This window comes from Haloarchaeobius amylolyticus (assembly GCF_042678045.1).
GTDB classification, from domain to species: Archaea; Halobacteriota; Halobacteria; order Halobacteriales; family Natrialbaceae; genus Natrinema; species Natrinema amylolyticus_A.
In genome coordinates, this window is sequence record NZ_JBHUDI010000001.1 from 71,831 (window position 1) to 88,825 (window position 16,995).

General features: G+C 62.7%; 19 protein-coding genes. 11 read left to right on the top strand and 8 right to left on the bottom strand.

Annotated features, from left to right (window positions below):
• Window positions 1-227: 227 nt before the first annotated feature.
• Window positions 228-1,460, bottom strand: a complete 1,233-nt coding sequence (locus ACFR99_RS00330) for a sodium:calcium antiporter (RefSeq protein WP_390283176.1) — start codon at window positions 1,458-1,460, stop codon at window positions 228-230.
• A gap of 108 nt (window positions 1,461-1,568) precedes the next feature.
• Complete coding sequence (locus tag ACFR99_RS00335) at window positions 1,569-1,862, bottom strand: ArsR/SmtB family transcription factor (protein WP_390284138.1); 294 nt, start codon at window positions 1,860-1,862, stop codon at window positions 1,569-1,571.
• A 111-nt stretch (window positions 1,863-1,973) separates the two neighbouring features.
• Here ACFR99_RS00335 and ACFR99_RS00340 point away from each other — a divergent pair, with 111 nt between their 5' ends.
• The 3 genes from ACFR99_RS00340 (at window position 1,974) to ACFR99_RS00350 (ending at window position 3,835) form a co-directional block, all read left to right on the top strand.
• The gene (locus tag ACFR99_RS00340) at window positions 1,974-2,276 is read left to right on the top strand and encodes an amphi-Trp domain-containing protein (RefSeq protein WP_390283178.1); all 303 of its coding nucleotides are present in this window, start codon (window positions 1,974-1,976) and stop codon (window positions 2,274-2,276) included.
• Window positions 2,277-2,592: 316 nt separating this feature from the next.
• Window positions 2,593-2,847: a HalOD1 output domain-containing protein gene (locus ACFR99_RS00345; protein ID WP_390283180.1), complete on the top strand. Its 255-nt coding sequence runs from the start codon at window positions 2,593-2,595 to the stop codon at window positions 2,845-2,847.
• Window positions 2,848-3,061: 214 nt separating this feature from the next.
• Window positions 3,062-3,835 carry an MOSC domain-containing protein gene (locus ACFR99_RS00350; protein ID WP_390283182.1) on the top strand — a complete coding sequence of 258 codons (774 nt, stop codon included), beginning with the start codon at window positions 3,062-3,064 and terminating at the stop codon, window positions 3,833-3,835.
• A 100-nt stretch (window positions 3,836-3,935) separates the two neighbouring features.
• Here the strand turns inward: ACFR99_RS00350 and ACFR99_RS00355 are convergent, their stop codons facing one another.
• Window positions 3,936-4,265, bottom strand: coding sequence for a hypothetical protein (locus tag ACFR99_RS00355; RefSeq protein ID WP_390283184.1), 330 nt, complete (start codon window positions 4,263-4,265; stop codon window positions 3,936-3,938).
• Window positions 4,266-4,407: 142 nt separating this feature from the next.
• On the opposite strand from ACFR99_RS00355, the gene ACFR99_RS00360 reads away from it, so the two are divergent.
• The 3 genes from ACFR99_RS00360 to ACFR99_RS00370 all read left to right on the top strand — a co-directional run bounded on the left by ACFR99_RS00360 (window position 4,408) and on the right by ACFR99_RS00370 (window position 5,709).
• Window positions 4,408-5,205 (top strand): helix-turn-helix transcriptional regulator, encoded by a 798-nt coding sequence (locus ACFR99_RS00360; protein WP_390283186.1) that lies wholly within the window; start codon window positions 4,408-4,410, stop codon window positions 5,203-5,205.
• Between the two features lie 109 nt (window positions 5,206-5,314).
• On the top strand, window positions 5,315-5,458 hold the full coding sequence (locus tag ACFR99_RS00365) for a hypothetical protein (RefSeq protein ID WP_390283187.1): 144 nt from the start codon (window positions 5,315-5,317) through the stop codon (window positions 5,456-5,458).
• Between the two features lie 23 nt (window positions 5,459-5,481).
• Window positions 5,482-5,709 carry a DUF5795 family protein gene (locus tag ACFR99_RS00370; RefSeq protein WP_390283189.1) on the top strand — a complete coding sequence of 76 codons (228 nt, stop codon included), beginning with the start codon at window positions 5,482-5,484 and terminating at the stop codon, window positions 5,707-5,709.
• A gap of 32 nt (window positions 5,710-5,741) precedes the next feature.
• Here ACFR99_RS00370 and ACFR99_RS00375 read toward each other — a convergent pair whose 3' ends face one another.
• Window positions 5,742-6,194 carry a response regulator gene (locus ACFR99_RS00375; protein ID WP_390283191.1) on the bottom strand — a complete coding sequence of 151 codons (453 nt, stop codon included), beginning with the start codon at window positions 6,192-6,194 and terminating at the stop codon, window positions 5,742-5,744.
• A gap of 107 nt (window positions 6,195-6,301) precedes the next feature.
• Window positions 6,302-7,882 (bottom strand): DUF790 family protein, encoded by a 1,581-nt coding sequence (locus ACFR99_RS00380; RefSeq protein ID WP_390283193.1) that lies wholly within the window; start codon window positions 7,880-7,882, stop codon window positions 6,302-6,304.
• A 117-nt stretch (window positions 7,883-7,999) separates the two neighbouring features.
• Here ACFR99_RS00380 and ACFR99_RS00385 point away from each other — a divergent pair, with 117 nt between their 5' ends.
• A complete protein-coding gene (locus ACFR99_RS00385; protein WP_390283195.1) occupies window positions 8,000-8,572 on the top strand; it encodes a hypothetical protein in 573 nt (190 codons plus the stop codon).
• Between the two features lie 167 nt (window positions 8,573-8,739).
• Here ACFR99_RS00385 and ACFR99_RS00390 read toward each other — a convergent pair whose 3' ends face one another.
• On the bottom strand, window positions 8,740-9,171 hold the full coding sequence (locus ACFR99_RS00390; RefSeq protein ID WP_390283197.1) for an ester cyclase: 432 nt from the start codon (window positions 9,169-9,171) through the stop codon (window positions 8,740-8,742).
• A gap of 272 nt (window positions 9,172-9,443) precedes the next feature.
• On the bottom strand, window positions 9,444-10,964 hold the full coding sequence (locus tag ACFR99_RS00395) for a DEAD/DEAH box helicase family protein (RefSeq protein ID WP_390283199.1): 1,521 nt from the start codon (window positions 10,962-10,964) through the stop codon (window positions 9,444-9,446).
• A 659-nt stretch (window positions 10,965-11,623) separates the two neighbouring features.
• Between ACFR99_RS00395 and ACFR99_RS00400 the strand changes: the two genes are divergently transcribed.
• Both ACFR99_RS00400 and dnaK read left to right on the top strand, forming a co-directional pair.
• A complete protein-coding gene (locus ACFR99_RS00400; RefSeq protein WP_390283201.1) occupies window positions 11,624-12,679 on the top strand; it encodes a nucleotide exchange factor GrpE in 1,056 nt (351 codons plus the stop codon).
• A 178-nt stretch (window positions 12,680-12,857) separates the two neighbouring features.
• A complete protein-coding gene (gene dnaK / locus ACFR99_RS00405) occupies window positions 12,858-14,795 on the top strand; it encodes a molecular chaperone DnaK (protein ID WP_390283203.1) in 1,938 nt (645 codons plus the stop codon).
• Between the two features lie 215 nt (window positions 14,796-15,010).
• On the opposite strand, the gene ACFR99_RS00410 is transcribed toward dnaK, so the two are convergent.
• A complete protein-coding gene (locus ACFR99_RS00410) occupies window positions 15,011-15,400 on the bottom strand; it encodes a winged helix-turn-helix transcriptional regulator (RefSeq protein WP_390283205.1) in 390 nt (129 codons plus the stop codon).
• A gap of 142 nt (window positions 15,401-15,542) precedes the next feature.
• Between ACFR99_RS00410 and ACFR99_RS00415 the strand changes: the two genes are divergently transcribed.
• Complete coding sequence (locus ACFR99_RS00415; protein ID WP_390283207.1) at window positions 15,543-15,785, top strand: SelT/SelW/SelH family protein; 243 nt, start codon at window positions 15,543-15,545, stop codon at window positions 15,783-15,785.
• 183 nt (window positions 15,786-15,968) lie between these two features.
• On the top strand, window positions 15,969-16,976 hold the full coding sequence (locus ACFR99_RS00420) for an arsenic resistance protein (RefSeq protein ID WP_390283208.1): 1,008 nt from the start codon (window positions 15,969-15,971) through the stop codon (window positions 16,974-16,976).
• The last annotated feature ends 19 nt before the right edge of the window (window positions 16,977-16,995 follow it).

The following is a 16,995-nucleotide window of genomic DNA, read 5'->3' on the forward strand; positions in this document are numbered from 1 at the left end:
ACCTGTCGCTGGTTCTGAATGGAACCAACAGAGGTGCGAGTGACCTGGATCGCCATACATAGCCTATGTAAATAATCCAACTTAGAGGTGTGGATTCACGTTGCATCTCCAGTTTGCCATCGACTGTGGATTGTGTAGTCGAGTGACGCGATTCACGCCCGGCGTAAACGCCGGGATTCTCTCGCTGTTCAAAGATAGCCGGCCGGGGCTCGTGACGGCAGACCGTCTTATCCCCCGATTGGAACGCCACCGAACACGAGGATCGCGACCAGCCAGTAGCCGACGTAGAGCCCGCCGAGGAGGTAGCCGTGTCGCCGCTCGAGTCGGCCCGTCGAGAGGAAGTACGCAGCGAGAGCGGTCACGACGATCACCGACGGGAGGTGAAACGTCAGCACGGCGGTCGAGATCTCGAGGTCGCTGACGAGCATGATAACGCCGACGTTGCCGGTCACCGAGAAGAGGACGCTCCCGATGACGTTCCCGACGCCGATTTCGGGGACGCCCCGACGAACCGGCTCGATCGTCAGCATGACGTCCTCGAAGGTGAGGATCACCGTCAGGATCGTCGCCCCGAAGACGGTCTCCTCGAGTCCGAACCCGTCGATGACGACCTCCGACCCCGCCTCGAGGACCATCGACGCGAGTACGATGCCCGCCAGCGCGATGACCGACAGGAGGAGCCACACCCAGCCCACTGTGGACCGACCGGCGACGAAGCGGTCTTCGGGGATCTCGTCGACAGTGCTCGGTAAGGCAACGCCGCCGTCCGGTTGGATCTCCGCCCCGAGTTCGGAGTTGCGGAAGACCGGCGTGTCGCGTTGGTACTCCCGGACGATGATGTAGCCGAACACCAGCACGAACGCACCGAGGAGCACGACGCCGTGGACGACCGTCAGCGTCCCGACGAGGACGAACGGAACCAACAGCAGCGGTGCCAGCGCGAAGAGGACGACGTAGTCCGACGGAACGTCGACCGGAAACGGCCTGATGATCGCCGCGAGTGCGAGCGTCACGCCGATGATCGCCAGCCCCGTCCCGAGGGCTGTCCCGAGGGCCGCTCCCTCGAGGTCGCCGGCGGAGAGGACGAGCGCCAGGATCGTGTCGTCGAACTCGATCCCGGTAAAGACGATCGCGAGCGCGAACAACGAGAGTTTCAAGCCGAACGCCGCACGCGTGAGGTAGTCGATCAATTTTTCGACACAGACCGTCAGCAAGACCCCTCCCAGTACGAGCGCGAGTATCGCACCGAAGAGTCCCTGTGACTCGACGACCCCTTCGATCAGTCCTTCGAGACCACCCTCATCGCCGGCCTCGTCGTCCTGTGCGATTGCCGGCGTAACCGGGATCGCGAGGACGAGGGCTGCGACCAGGACTGCGACGAGAATCCATCGACGTGACCGGCCGGATAATCGGCCGAGCGACTGCCGTCGAAAGGTGATGGGAGTCTCGGTGTCGGACATGCGTATGCGAAACCCGTATGTGAAGCAGTGGCATATAGCTAACAGGCCGAGGAGAGACGTTCGTTGGAAATCTATACACGGGCCGCGCCGCAACCGAGCCGTGATCGGCTACTGGTGGCCCGGCGGGTCACCCTCGGGATCGTCGGCCTGCAGCACGAACGTCCGTTCGGGCGGCGGCGCGATTCGCAACTCGATCCGCCGGGCGAGCTCGTAGTACTTGCGGTTCCCGCGCCGGTAATGGTCGACCAGTCCAGCTTCCTCGAGCGTCGAAAGGTGGTGCACAGCTGTTTTTCCGTCCATACCGACCGTCTCCACGAGTTCGGAGACGTACATCGGCCCCTCCGAGAGTTCCCTGAGAATGGTCAGGCGCGTTCCGTTCCCCAGCGCGTCGATGAGGGTCACGACAGCCGGTTCGACGCCCGGATGCAGAAGCGTTTCGCCGATTCGCACGCCACTGGACGTATCGACTGCGGTGAACTGGGCTTTATCCTCGTCGTCGTGGGACGAGTACCTATGAGCGACCGGGTCAACTTTCCCGACGACCGAACTGACGATCGACGAACGATCACGAGCGGGTTCTTCGAACGGGAGGTGTATCTCTCGCGAGCGGAGACGGCGACGTTCCTTCGCGACCTCGCAGACCAGCTCGAGGCGGGCTCGTCGTTTACCATCTCCGCGGCGGAGTGGGAGATCCCCTTCGACGCCGCCGATCCCGTCGAGGTCGAGATCGAGTTCTCCGAGCAACGCGACCGCGAACTCGAAGTCGAACTCGAGTTTACGGAACCCTCGGGGAGCGACGACCTATCCGTTCGATAGGACCGCCCCGTCGCCGATCCGGGTCGCTCGATACACTCGGACCGAGTCGATCTTTCCTTTTTCGTCGTCCCTCGAGCGTCGCGCCAACGTGCCGCCGGCGGTCACGTCACCTATTGTGTTTGTTACACACAAAACTGCACAATTATCTTGGGATCGCGCTGTGTCTCCTATCGTGTGAGTGTGGCAGTCGATGAGGCCTCGAATCCGCTTTCATCCCTCCTACGGCCCGTATTCGAACGTGAGTGGCTATATATAATAATTGTTAATTGTAAAACTTCCGAAAGCTACTAATGGTGTGATGTGGCGATAGGTGGCAATGGAGCCAACACTCGCAGTCGACACTGACGAGGTGCACGAACGAATCGTCTCCGGGGTCGCAGCGCTCGAGGGAACCGAACCGGTAGAGCTACCGCCGCTGTTCGACGAGGTCGATCCCGACGCACTCGCGGCGATCTTCGCGACGACCGAGTCCGGGATACGCCGCGCCGGCTCTATCCAGTTTACGTACGCAGACCATCAGATCCAGGTGTCGTTCGACGAGTCCGGAGACACCACCGTGACGATCGACTGATCGGATACCGATCTCCGACCGTCACTGTTTGCTGCCTTTTCTCTGGAGCCGGACCGGTAGGGCTTCGCTCGCGAGCGCTCGGCGACTGGATGGCCGAACGACGCCGTGGGCGCCGTTCTCGGCGTGACACGGCCGACTGCGCGGCGACCGCGCGAGCGCACGCCCTCGAGCCAGTCGCTACTGTAATGCTCCATCGGCCCGATACGATCGATCAATGGCACGACTCGAGCGGCTCAGGGCGTATCCGGTGAAAGGACTGGATGGTATCGATCTCGAGGCGGCACCCGTCCTCGAGGGCGGCACCATCGCCTACGACCGGGAGTTCGCACTGTTCGACGCCGACGGCGAGGTGATCAACGGGAAACGAACCGCCCGCGTGCACGATCTCGAGACCGACTTCGATCCGTCGACGACCGAACTCACGGTCACGACGCCCGACGGGGAGCACCGGCGGTTCGATCTCGAGGCCGACCCCGAGGCTGCCGCGGCCTGGTTCGGCGAGTTCTTCGACGAAGAGCTGTCGCTCGAGCGGGATCGGTCGCTGGGGTTCGTCGACCGACGCGAGATGGGTCCGTCGGTGGTCAGTACGGCGACGCTGCGGACCGTCGCCGACTGGTTCGACGAGACGACTGTCGACGGTGTGCGCCGGCGGCTCCGGGCGAACGTCGAGGTCGGCGGCGTCGAGCCGTTCTGGGAGGATCAGTTCGTCGGCGCGGACGCGCCGGCGTTCGAGATCGGTGGCGTCCGGTTCGAGGGAGTGAAACCGTGTGCCCGGTGTGTCGTCCCCCAGCGCGATCCCGATACCGGCGAGCCGACGCCGGACTTTCGGGAGCAGTTCGTTCGCCGTCGCGAAGCGACGCTTCCCGACTGGGCGGACGCCGACGCGTTCAATCACTTCTACTCGCTGATGATCCTTACGCGCGTCCCCGATCGCGACCGCGGCGAGTCCCTCCGCGTGGACGATCGGGTCGCGGTCGTGACGGACTGAAACGGTCTGCTGTTCCGATGTGCCGGCGCGCGCGACCCGTCTTGCGGGCGCACCGGAACCAACTGACAGGTGTCCGTATGCGACTGTCGGTCGACTCGGATCAGTGGTCGATCTCGGGACGCTGGAACGTCGTCTCCGCGTCCGACTCTTCACCATCCGACTCCTCTATGGCCGTCTCGAGGTCCAGTGTCGAAACCAGGTCGTTCCGCGCCGGTTCGGCCGGCCGGTGGAAATAGTACGTCTGTGCACAGCCGGCGATCAACTCCGAGAGCGGCCGCTCCTCGTCGTGGACGATCGAAACGAGATCGCCAGTCACCGCAATCAGGACGGCGTCGTTCGGCTTGTACAGGGCCTCTCGAAGTTCGCAGGTGGTACAGTCGACCGGTAGCTCGAGAGTGACGCCGTCGACAGTCGCCCATCGCGTCTCCATACAGCAGTAGTCGGCGACGCGCATCTATATGATTGTGCCCGCAGACACAGGCCGATCGTACATCGGGGCCGTTCCTGCCTCGCTGTCGTCGACTGGCGGGGCCAGAGCGATAAAGTGGATTCGCCAGGAGAGCCAATGTGTGATGGTCGATCGACGGGGAGAGGCGATCGGGACACTCGAGTTCGTGGCCCGATCCCCGAGTCGCGTGTTGATCCTCGAAACACTCGCCGAGGAAGGTGTCGCATCCAGAGAATCGCTCGCCGCCGAGGTCGAGGTCGTGCGGACGACGCTGCAACGAAGCCTGCGGGGATTGGCCGACCGCGGGTTGATCCGTGAACGAGGGCGACAGTACGAGCTCACGTCGGCCGGTGCGCTCGTGACGCGTGGCCTGTCGGCGGCGCTCGAGCGGGTCAGTTCGGCGAACCGTCTCGAGCCGGTTCTCAAACGGATTTCAGCCGAGGAGTTCACGTTCGATATCGACCGGCTGGCCGACGCGACCGTCGTCGAGTCGACGACGGCGAACCCCTACGCGCCGGTCGATCGTCACGCGGCCAGTCTCGCCGACGCGACGCACGCCCGGCTGCTGTTGCCGGCGGCCGGAGCGAAGCCGCTCGAGACGACACAGCAAGCGATCGACGCGGGGGCGACCTTCGAGCTGGTCGTGACGACATCGGTCGCCGAGACGCTACGAACGTCGTCACCGATCGCGGACGTGTTCGCACCCATCGCCGCCGACGACAGCGTCTCCGTCTCGGTCGTGACCGACGAGATCGAGTGGTATCTCGGTATCGTCGACGACACCGTCCAGATCGGTGTCCACGACGAACGCGGCGTCCCGGCGGCACTGTTGGAGTCGGCCGACGACCGTGTCCGAGAGTGGGCGATCGATCGATTCGACGCGTTCCAGCGACGTGCGAGCGCGTTCGAACGCGACCAGTAGCGTGGGATTCGTGGGCATTCGACGGTGTGCACGCCGTGCACACGCTGTGTGGGATACACTGATATCGTCTCGGATCACCGTACAGCATGCGGTAGGTGGTGGTTGGTCGATGGCCGCACAGCGTCACCTCGGTGCGAACTCCGGATGGGGGGCTGTCTTCCTGGCCGGCCGCGTCGGTTCGGCGGACCGGACCTCGGCCCCGATTTCGGCCCGGCTCGGATCGACCCTTCTCGAGAGGGAGGAAACGCTTTGAGCGTCCAGTCCGACACTCCGCGTGTGAGCGAAAATCGCGTCGTCGAAGGGCGCATGGTGACAGCAAACAAACTCGCTGAACTCGTCGAAGGCGACTCCGTGATGGAAGTCGACTCGATCGAAGAGGCCGACCGTGAGTGTCCGGCGTGTGGCGGCTCCGTCCTGACGGTGACCTATATGCCGTCCGTGACCGAACTCGTCACCGGCTGGAAGTGTCAGGACTGCGAGTGGAGCGAGACCGAGCGGAACTGAGCAGCCGCGAACCCCCTTTCTTCGCCGAGACCTCACGGAAAAATGGACGGCAGCACCGCCTCGTCGATCCAGAAGGCTTCGACGGCCTGCCCGAGTTCGGCGAACTCGTCCGGATTGCTCGGTTTCGTGAGATACGCGTTCGCACACAGCTCGTAACTCTTGACGATGTCTTCAGGCGCTTCCGAACTCGTCAGTACGATGACCGGCAGGGAGGTCAACTCCGGTTCGTCTTTGATGGCTTCGAGGACTTCGAAGCCGTCCGTTCTGGGAAGGTTCAGATCGAGTAGTACCAGATCGACGCTGGGGCCGGACGGGGAGCCGACTCCCTCCCGAAGGAACTCGAGTGCCGCGTCCCCGTCGACGACCGTGTGAAACGCCGGCTCGAATCCGGCCGTTCTGAACGCTTCCTGGATCAGGCGAACGTCACCAGGGTTGTCTTCGACGAGTAGGATGGACACTGACCCGGTGGTTGACTGATTGGACACAGGTGGACTCGTTCAGATGGAGGGGAATTACGGCCTTAAGGCTACGCACAAAGCACGTTGGATCCACATCGATCACGTCGATGACGGCTGCCACACTGCGTCGTCCGCTACCGTTCGACGATCGTCCCGCCAGCCAGCCCTTCCCACTCGACGCGGTAGTCGAGCCGTGAGAGGACCGCGCTCGCGTCGGCGAGTTCGTATTCCTCGAGCACCGCCTCGGCGTCTTCGAGCGCCATCCCGGCCTCGAGATCGTCGGCGATCGACTCGAGGACGGCGGGCCGAACCAGCGTCCGGCCGACCCGTTCGTGGTCGGGCGTGGCCGTGTCCGCGAGCGCGTCCGCGCTCACACCGTGGCGCTCGGCCAGGGCGTCCAGCGTGACGACGTCGTCGTCGGGCCGCAGCGTGTCGGGAAGCCGTGCCGCGTGGTCGGCGACGAGCTGTCGCTCGTGCTCCCGGAGGACGTCCGCGACGTCTTTGACCCGCACCGTCCCCGAGTAGGGGATCGCCCGATGGTCGCGGGCAGCGATCTCCTCGCCGACGCCCAGCGAGTCGTCGACGGCGACCAGCATGGCGACGTCCTCGAGATCGGTGAGCTGAGAGAGTTTTTTCTGGACGTACTCGGGCGTCCAAAAGCCCATGATCTCGAAGTAGACGCGGAAGTCGTCGTGGGCGTACTCGAAGGCGAAATCGGGAATCATCACCCGCGTTCCCGTCGCGAGCGGTTCGGGTTCGCGGACGAGGTTCCAGTCGAGATCGAGGTTCGAAAAGCGGGCGGCGAACTCGGCTTCGACGCCGCTGTCGAAGCTGACCTCGGCGACCGGCTCGGCGTCGGGCACCCGGATCGGGTCCTCGTGGGAGAGGGCGAGCGTGCGTTCGGTCCCCCGGTCGTCGATCGTCGCCTCGAGGTGCCACGCGTCGGCTTTCGCGACGGTCCGTAAGAGTCGCGCAAACCGGGTGCCGTACCGCCGCGTCGCACGAAAGAGGTGAGTCGGGCCGGTGACGATGACCTCGCGCTCGGAGAGCCCCGGCGCTTCGGCCGCCGAATCACCGTCGAGCCGGCGGATCTCGTACATCAATCGCAGGCGCTTGATCGCCGAAATCAGCGCCTTCGGGTCGCTCGAGCGTACCCGCAGCTCGGTCGCGTCGAACAGCGCCGTCTGCGCTACCGAAAGGTTGTACTGGGCGAGCAGTCCGTCAGGGTCCCAGCGGGGCTCGACCGCAGTCAGGACCTGTCGCTCCTCGAGATCGGCGTACAGCGCCGTCTCGAGATCGTCCGCCGACACGTCGAGCGATTCGCTCGCCCGGATGAGCGCCATCGCACGCTCGTCTTCGGTGACGACATCGACCGCTTCAGCGGCCTCGAAGGCGGCCCGACGGGCGCGTTCGGGCTCGATCGCTGCGTCGGTCTCGAAGGTCGCCTCTCGGTCGACCAGCGCGGCGAGCCCGCGGACGAGTTTGAAATCGTCGGCCTCGCGCTCTCGCGATCGCCCGCTCGAGTCATCAGGGACGCGTGGCGTCCCGCGCTCGAGTCCCGTGAGTGCATCCTCCAGCGCCGCTCGCGGCTCGCCGACGTGACCCTGGTAGGTGCCGATGACGCGGGCGGCGAGTGGGCGATGCTCGCGACCGGCGAACTGCGGGTGGTACCCCCCACCAGCCCGCGAAACGCGCAGCAGGTCCTTCGTCAGCATCGGTTTCGAGTCGGGGCGGCGACGGCAAAAGTGGCCCGGACGGCGGCGTCTCGCGACTGGCCACACGGCCGCTGTGCAGTCGCCGGGATTACGACGGTTCCGGTCCAACGGCTCGGTATGGATGATTTGGACCTTCGGATCGAGTACGAAACCCACGACAGCGTCCGGGAACTGATCGGACGGCTCGTCTACACACTCGAGGGGATCAGCCTCGCGTTCGACCGCTGGGACGAGGAGTACGTCAGCGGTCCCGGCCTGTACCTCGCCGTCGTCACCGGTCCGTCGGTCGCCGACTTCGCGGATCCGATGGGGCACAACCGCTGGCCGACGGATCGTTGTCCGGAGATCAATCGAGATTTAGACAGCTTCTTCGAGACGGCTCGCGAGGTGGCGATGACTCGCGACGGTGCGGTCGTGGTCAGCGTCGACGGCGTCGTCCAGAAACAGCTGGTCCGATTCCGTGACCTCACCCCCGACGACCTCGCGGCCGCAGCCGAGTCGGTCGAGTACGAAGACTGGATGGGGGCACGTCACATGAGCGCGCTGGATACCTCACGGCGGCCGAACGTGGTCGCGACGGTGACGCTCAGCGAGGAGACCGGTCGCGTGACGACCTTCCAGCGCGGGTCCTTTCAGACGTGCGAACGGGCCGCCCTCGGCGGCGAGTGGAACGTGGAGGGTTACGACTAGTATTACAGAAGAGTACTCACATCCTCTGTACGGGTAGCCGACGAATGATCAGTACAGAGAGTATAGTCATCATCGACGGGGCATCGAAAGTTACCGTAGGGTGTTGATGATCTCGATACGAATCTGTCGCTGAGACCAGTCTACGAGTAAGAACGTTTGGGAGAGTGTTAGTGTTCCTCGACGAAGCCAAGTTGTTGGAGCATGCCGAGATCGTCCTGTTGATACCGCTTTTCGGCGATCTTCCCGTCTTTCATCCGGAAGAGCGCCAGGCCTGTAATCTTGAAGGACCGGTTCGTCGCAGGAAGACCAAAGAGGTCGTTTTCGTGGGTTCCGGTGAAGGTCCAGCGTGCAGCAGCCCTGTCCTCGGACTCGAAGTAATCGTCTACTTCGATGTGGGCATCAGGGAAACCAGACAACGTCTCCGTCCACCATTCGCCGTACTCCTCGATACCGTTCACATCTCCATCCGCACCGATCAACCCCTGAACGAGGACATCTTCAGTCACTACTTCCGGTAACGCGTCCACGTTTTGTTGGTTGAACGCCTCAAGATACTGTTGGATCACCTGTTTGTGCTTGAACGGTGTGGCTTCGGCCATGGGATATCTACACATCTGTACGTGACACAGTGTCATATTTTCACCCAGTGAAAAATCGGCAAGGCTGCAAGGGGACCGGTCGATGACAGATACACACCCTGTATCTTGCACGAGGTTACGAACATCATCTGTATCTGGTCGGATTTCCAGAGGTCAGTCCGAATACCCGCATACAGATAGTTCAAATTCATTTGGATTAGAATTAAATGTTGTGGATAGTTCTATGACACGCTATTATATCAAGTCACGAGTCTACTCGAGAAACCCCCACGTTAGCGTCGCCTGTCGGCGACACGTTCTTCTCCGGTCCCCTGGCTCACCACTTCGTAGAGCAGCGCACGGTTGCCATTCGCCGTCGGCCGCAGGATCCGTCCGAGTCGCTGGGTAAACTCCCGCTCGCTGCCGCTGCCCGAGAGGACAACCGCGACGTTCGCGTCGGGCACGTCGACCCCCTCGTCTAACACGTTCGAGGTCGCGATTCGGGTGTACGTCCCCTCGCGAAAGCGCTCTAAGATTTCCCGGCGCTCTGTGGCCCCGGTCTGGTGAGTGATCGTCGGGATCAGGAACCGTTCGCTAACGTTGTACGCGAGGTCGTTGTGGGCCGTAAAAACGATAATTCGCTCGTCTCGGTGCTCGTCGAGGACCTCGGCGAGGGCCTCGAGTTTGGCATCGCTACCGAGCATGATCTCGCGTGCGCGCTGGCGCGCAAGCAATGCTTCGCGGGCTTCGGGGTCGTTTCCGGAGCGTTTGACGAGTTCCTGATAGTCCGACCCGCTCTGCATGTCGATGCCCGATTTCGCGAGGTAGCTCGTGAACACGTTCTGATTTCGCTCGTATTCCTGGCGCTCCTCGGGAGTGAGCGAAACCTCGAGTCGCTTGATGTCGTAGTCGGCGAGGTGCTCGCCGGCAAGCGAATCCACGTCGACGCGGTAAACCAGAGGGCCGACGAGTTCCTCGATCACCTCGTGTGCGCCGTCGGGGCGCTCGAAGGTCGCGGTCAGTCCCAGCCGTGCGGGAGCGGCCAGCAGTCGTGCGATCTCGCGGTAGCCCTCGCCGCCGAGGTGGTGCGCCTCGTCGAAGATCACACAGCCAAAGCGGTCCCCAACCGAATCGGCCTTGAGGTACGCCGAATCGTACGTCGAGACGGTGATCGGCTCCAGTCGCTGCTCGCCGCCGCCAAAGCGGCCGATCGGCACCCCGTCCGACGACGCCGTTGCCCGACGAGCTCCCGAATCGGCGTTCGATTCCGGAATCCCGAACTCGCGCTCGAGTTCGCGCTGCCACTGCTCGAGCAGGTCGATCGTCGGCACGACGACCAGCGTCGGCGTCGAGAGCCGTTCGATCGCCTTCAGCGCGATGACGGTCTTGCCGCTCCCGGTCGGCAGCTCGAGCACGCCGGCGGGCGCCTGGCCGACCGACTCGGGGGTCGGACCGTCGGCCCAGCGGTCGGTTTCGAGCCACGCCTCGAGCGCCGTCTGCTGATAGTCGCGGAGTTCGTACGCTGACGCGAGGGATGGCATCGGCTCGAGCTCGAGGACGCGATCGTCGATCGGGGCGCTCGTCCCGGCCAGCGCAGCCCGCAGGGCGGCGTATCGACCGGCCGGGAGCCGCCAACCGTCGGTTCGTGGATCCGTTTCGAGCTCGGGCACGGTCGCCTGTAGCGACGACGGCGGGACAGACGACGCCTCGAACCCGTCGATCCGGACCGTGCCGTCCTCGTAGCGGAGTTCGATCGCCGTAGTATCATCCGTCGAAGCCCGCGTCACGGAACACAGTCGGGGCAGGATACACATATACGGTCGGGTGTTCGGTGGACGCGTACCCGGCGTGTCGCTGGTATTCAGGGTGCCTGTCTGTCCAAGCGGTACTGATACCGACGCCGTCCGGTAGAACTCGCTTCAGACTGCATTGTACTGCTTACCGGCTGTAGAATATCAATCCATACACTCACGAATAAAACATAATAATACGATATTTCCTGTTGGTAGGCGGTCAGTAGTTACAAGCATGGTATGTGATAACACGAGTATCGATGCGGGGGAAGGGGAAAGAGACACCATCGGGGACCGAGTTCGTCTGGGTCGAGCCGGACGGATCGTCATCGGCTACTGAATCGGTAGTACGAACACGGCGTCCGATAGATCTGGAATTCGAGTGGTATCGGCTCTGTCACGGGTGTGGGAGACGGAAGTGGTTCAGCGCACTGATCTGTGACGAGTGTCGAGAGCAACACGGCGTTTAGGCCCGGCTATGTGACATCCTCGTCCGCCGTAACTGGCGGGGGATTCTCTCGCTGTTAAAGGATAGCAGTAATAGTAACAACTGAAACGATTTACACACCGATCGCACAGCAGTCGTGCGATCGGGGTGCGCAGTGATATTCAGTGGCTACTAGAGTGCGCGATAGCCGGGTACCTCAATCCTTTTATTACCGCTGTTCGTTGACTGCCATATGAGCGAAGACGAGGGCACGAACGCGTCAGCCCAGGGTGTCCCGTCCGAGGAGCAATCCGACGACGGCGAGACGGCCGACGTCGATCCCGAGACGGCGACCGAGGATTCGGAATCGGCAGCCGAATCGGTCAACTCGGAATCGAACGCAGCTGTGGGTACTGACTCGAACGCGGAGACCGAAACCCCCGACGAAGACGAAGCCGGTGGCGCTCCAGAAACGAGCGAGGACATCCAGCGTGTGCTCGATCGCATCACCGAGTTCGACGACGAACTCGCCCACAAGGTCAACTCGATCGTCGACGAGGCCCGCGAGCTAAACGGGACCGTGACCCACCAGCGCGAGGAACTCGAGGACCTCACGGAACGTATCGAGTCCCAGGCCGAGACGATCGGCGACCTCCAGGACGAACTCGAGGAGGCCGAAACGACGATCGAGGAGTACGAAGCCGAGATCGAAGATCTGAAAAGCCGGCTCAAGCGCAAGCAGGCGGACTTCCAGAACTACAAGAAACGGGCCAAAAAGCGCCAACAGCAGATCAAAGACCGCGCCACCGAGGACCTCGTCGAGCGACTCATCGGCGTCCGCGACAACCTCAAACGTGCACTCGAGGAGGAAAGCGGCGACGCCGAGAGCCTCCAGCAGGGCGTCGAGATGACGCTGCGGGAGTTCGACCGCATCCTCGAGGACGAAAACGTCTCCGAGATCGATCCCGAGCCCGGTACCGAGACCGATCCACAGCGCCACGAGGTCATGATGCAGATCGATAGCGCCCAGCCCGAAGGAACCATCGCCGACGTCTACACACCCGGCTACGAGATGGGCGAGAAGGTCATCCAGAACGCGCAGGTGACCGTCTCGAACGGCGAGCTCGCGGGAGAAGAGAACGGGACCGACGAGCCAGCCAGTGACGCCGATGATGGCAACGACGCCGATGCGGACGCATCGACTGACGACGACCACTCCGAAGACGCCGATACGGCGGACACTGCAGCCGAGGACGACGAGGCGATCGAACTCGGCGGCGAAGTCGACGACGACGTGGCCGACTCGTAATCTCCCTTTCCGCTTGTCTGGCACACGATCGTTCGCAGAACGATCGGTCCGAAACACTCGTTTTTACTGTCGCTAAACTGGAGAGATCTGGCGCGTGAGGGGCTACAATCCCGTTTTATTCGCATCCCGCACGCTCCTAGTAACCTTTAAAACAAAGTGCGCACAATAGCCGTCCACGATGGCGAGCAACAAGATTCTCGGAATCGACCTTGGGACGACGAACAGCGCGTTCGCGGTGATGGAAGGTGGCGATCCGGAGATCATCGTCAACGCCGAAGGCGAGCGGACGACGCCTTCGGTCGTCGCGTTTACCGACGACGACGAACGGCTCGTCGGCAAACCGGCGAAGAATCAGGCGATCCAGAACCCCGAAAAGACGATCGCCTCGATCAAGCGCCACATCGGCGAGGATGACTATACAGTCGAGATCGAGGGCGAAGAGTACACGCCCGAAGAAATCTCGGCGAAGATCCTCCAGAAGATCAAACGGGACGCCGAGGACTACCTGGGCGACGAGGTCGAGAAAGCCGTCATCACGGTCCCCGCGTACTTCTCGGACCGACAGCGCCAGGCGACCAAAGACGCCGGCGAGATCGCCGGCTTCGAGGTCGAGCGCATCATCAACGAGCCGACCGCCGCGTCGATGGCCTACGGGCTCGACGACGACTCCGATCAGACCGTTCTCGTCTACGACCTCGGTGGTGGCACCTTCGACGTCTCCATTCTCGATCTCGGTGGCGGCGTCTACGAGGTCGTCGCGACCAACGGTGACAACGACCTCGGTGGCGACGACTGGGACGAGGCCATCATCGACTGGCTCGCCGACAACTTCGAGGAGGAACACGGCATCGATCTCCGCGAGGACCGCCAGGCCCTCCAGCGGCTCAAAGACGCCGCCGAGGAAGCCAAGATCGAACTCTCCTCGCGCAAGGAAACCGAGATCAACCTGCCCTTCATTACGGCGACCGACGACGGTCCGATCCACCTCGAGGAATCGCTCACTCGCGCCAAGTTCGAGTCGCTGACCCAGGACCTGATCGACCGCACCGTCGAGCCGACCGAGCAGGCGCTCGAGGACGCCGGCTACAGCAAAGACGACATCGACGAAGTCCTGCTCGTCGGTGGGTCGACCCGCATGCCACAGGTCTCCGAGAAGGTCGAGGAACTGACCGGCAAGGAGCCCCAGAAGAACGTCAACCCCGACGAGGCCGTCGCGCTGGGCGCGGCGATTCAGGGTGGCGTCCTCGGTGGCGAGGTCGACGACATCGTCCTGCTCGACGTCACGCCGCTCTCGCTGGGGATCGAGGTCAAGGGTGGCCTCTTCGAACGGCTCATCGAGAAGAACACGACGATTCCGACCGAGGAGTCGAAGATCTTCACCACCGCGGCGGACAACCAGACGACGGTGCAGGTCCGCGTCTTCCAGGGTGAGCGCGAACTGGCCGCCGAGAACGAACTACTCGGCGAGTTCCACCTGACCGGCATCCCGCCGGCACCCGCGGGCACCCCGCAGATCGAAGTCACCTTCTCGATCGACGAAAACGGCATCGTCAACGTCTCCGCCGAGGACAAGGGCAGCGGTACCACCGAGGAGATCACCATCGAAGGCGGTGCCGGCCTCTCCGACGAGGAGATCGAGAAGATGCAGCGCGAGGCCGAGCAACACGCCGAAGAAGACCAGCAAAAGCGCCAGCGCATCGAGGCCCGCAACACGGCTGAGGCCACGATCCAGCGCGCCGAGACGCTCCTCGAGGAGAACGACGAGCAGGTCGACGACGACCTCCGTGCGGACATCGAAGCCGCGATCGAGGATCTCGAGGAGACGATCGACGACGACGATGCCGATGCCGAGGCCATCGAAACGGCGACTGAAGAGCTGAGCACGCAGCTCCAGGAGATCGGCAAGCAGATCTACCAGGAAGCTGGTGCCGCGGGTGCTGGCGGCGCTGCCGGCGGCGCAGCAGGCGCAGGCGCTGGCGGTGCAGGCATGGGCGGCATGGGCGGCGGCCCGAACCCCGGTCCCGACGCCGGTGCGGGCGCTGCCGATGACGACGAGGAGTTCGTCGACGCTGACTTCGAAGACGTCAGCTTCGACGAGGACGAAGACGACGAATAAGACGAACCCCCGTCGATCAGTTCTTGGCGCGACCGCGACTCGTCCGGCGGCGCGCCGGGGAGTTCCTGATACCGCCCACTGGCTCGCCGGCGGTTCCGTGACTCGCTGTTTTTGGCTCCAGAAACGTAGGCCACGACTTCGGTAGTCGATGCGAGCAGCGAACTGAACCGCTTGATTCGGCAAGCGCGTGTGCTTGTCGAGCGGTGAGTACTTCCTCAACAGGTCGGTTCGCCTGCTCTCTCGGCAGGGTGGAGGTGCGTTTTCCCCCACTCCTCGAGCGATTCGATCACCGGCTTCAATGACTGGCCGCGTTCAGTGAGCGAGTATTCGACGGCAACGGGCTTTTCGCTCACGATCTCTCGGTCAACGACGTTCGTCGCTTCTAAGTCCTCGAGGCTCTGTGACAGCATCTTGTTCGTGATGGCACCGATCTCGTCGCTCAGATCGTTGAACCGCAGTGGGCCATGGTGTAGCAGCCGATGGACGATGACCGGATGCCACTTCTTTCCGATAACGTCCATCGTACACGTGACTGCACACCAGTCGTCGCCTGCACACCATGCCGCCAGGCACTCGTTTTCCGGAATTTTTCCTGTTTCGCCCATGATTCTACGTTGAGTAGGCAGACAGAAAGGCATTCCTTGAAGAGACGTCATCTTCAAATACGATCCCGGTTTCGCTACCGAAACTTCGTTTCCTGGCAGGTACATGATCGTTATGTCTCGAGCGCCCCTCGGTCGAATTGCAATGACGGAAGTCACTATCGAATACTGCGTGCCGTGTGGGCTGCTCGAGGACGCGATCGAGACACAGAAAACGCTGCTCGAAGCGTTCGGACAGGATCTCGACGGGGTTCGACTCCAGCCCGGTCACGGTGGGGTGTTCAAAGTCTCTGCCGACGACGACCTCGTCTGGGACAAAGACGACCACGGCGGTGAAATCGATGTGGACGCTATCACCGAAGCCATCCACGACCGGATTCCCGCCTAAGCCACGCTCAACGAGTGGCCCGTCAGCGCACACCAGCCATGGCGATCGTGTCTGTCCGACCGGAATCCCAACAGTGCTTTTGCTGGCCAGCACCTCGTTCGAGACGTCAGAACGCCAGTTGTGATCGTCCGTGGCTGCGATCTCGCCTCGGGAGGCGACTCCACTGACGACCGTACTCACATCATGACACGACTCTCGAAACGGTGGATTCAACACAATCAAGTCGGGGTGTACGCCGTCGCGGTGCTTCTCGCAATCGTGATCGGCCTCGGTCAACCGGGGGCGAGCTCGAGTCTGGAACTGTTCGTGAATCCCGTTTTGGCGGTGTTGTTGTACGTGACGTTCCTCGAGATCCCGTTCGTCCGGATTCGGCGGGCGTTCCGTAACAGACGATTCATGCTGGCCGCCCTCGGGATGAATTTCCTGCTCGTCCCGGTCGTCGTGTTCGGCCTCACGCGGTTCTTGCCACAGGAGTCGGTGATCCGTGTGGGGGTGTTCATGGTGTTGCTGACGCCGTGTATCGACTACGTCATCACGTTCACGGAACTTGCCGGGGGGAACGCCGAGCAGATCACTGCCGCGACGCCGGCGCTGATGCTCATCCAGTTGCTGGTGCTTCCTCTGTACCTCTGGCTGTTTATGGGCCAGCAGGTGGCCGGGTTCATCGAAGCAGGGCCGTTCATCGAAGCGTTCGTCGTCATCATCGCGCTTCCGCTGACGCTCGCGTGGGCTACCGAATATTGGGCAGAGCGGTCCACTCGCGGCAAGACGTGGCAGGACGCGATGGGGTGGTTGCCAGTGCCGATGATGGGTGTGACGCTGTTCGTCGTCATCGCGTCTCAACTCCCCCGCGTTCAGGATTCTATCGGACAGATCGCTGCTGTCATCCCGATTTACGTCGCCTTTCTGGTGATCATGCCGCTCCTCGGGCGACTTGCGGCTGGCCTCCTCGAGATGGACGTGGGAGAGAGCCGGGCGCTCGTGTTCACGTCCGTGACGCGAAACTCGCTGGTGATCCTTCCCCTGGCGCTTGCGTTGCCGTCAGAATACGCGCTCGCGCCGGCGGTCGTCGTGACCCAAACACTTGTTGAACTATCGGGGATGGTGGCTCTCACGCGGATCGTCCCGAGTTGGCTTGTCCCCGGGTCTCCTGATCAGTTCCTGAGCCTTGCTGGCACACGAAACGACTGATCCGGTCCCCTGTACCGAG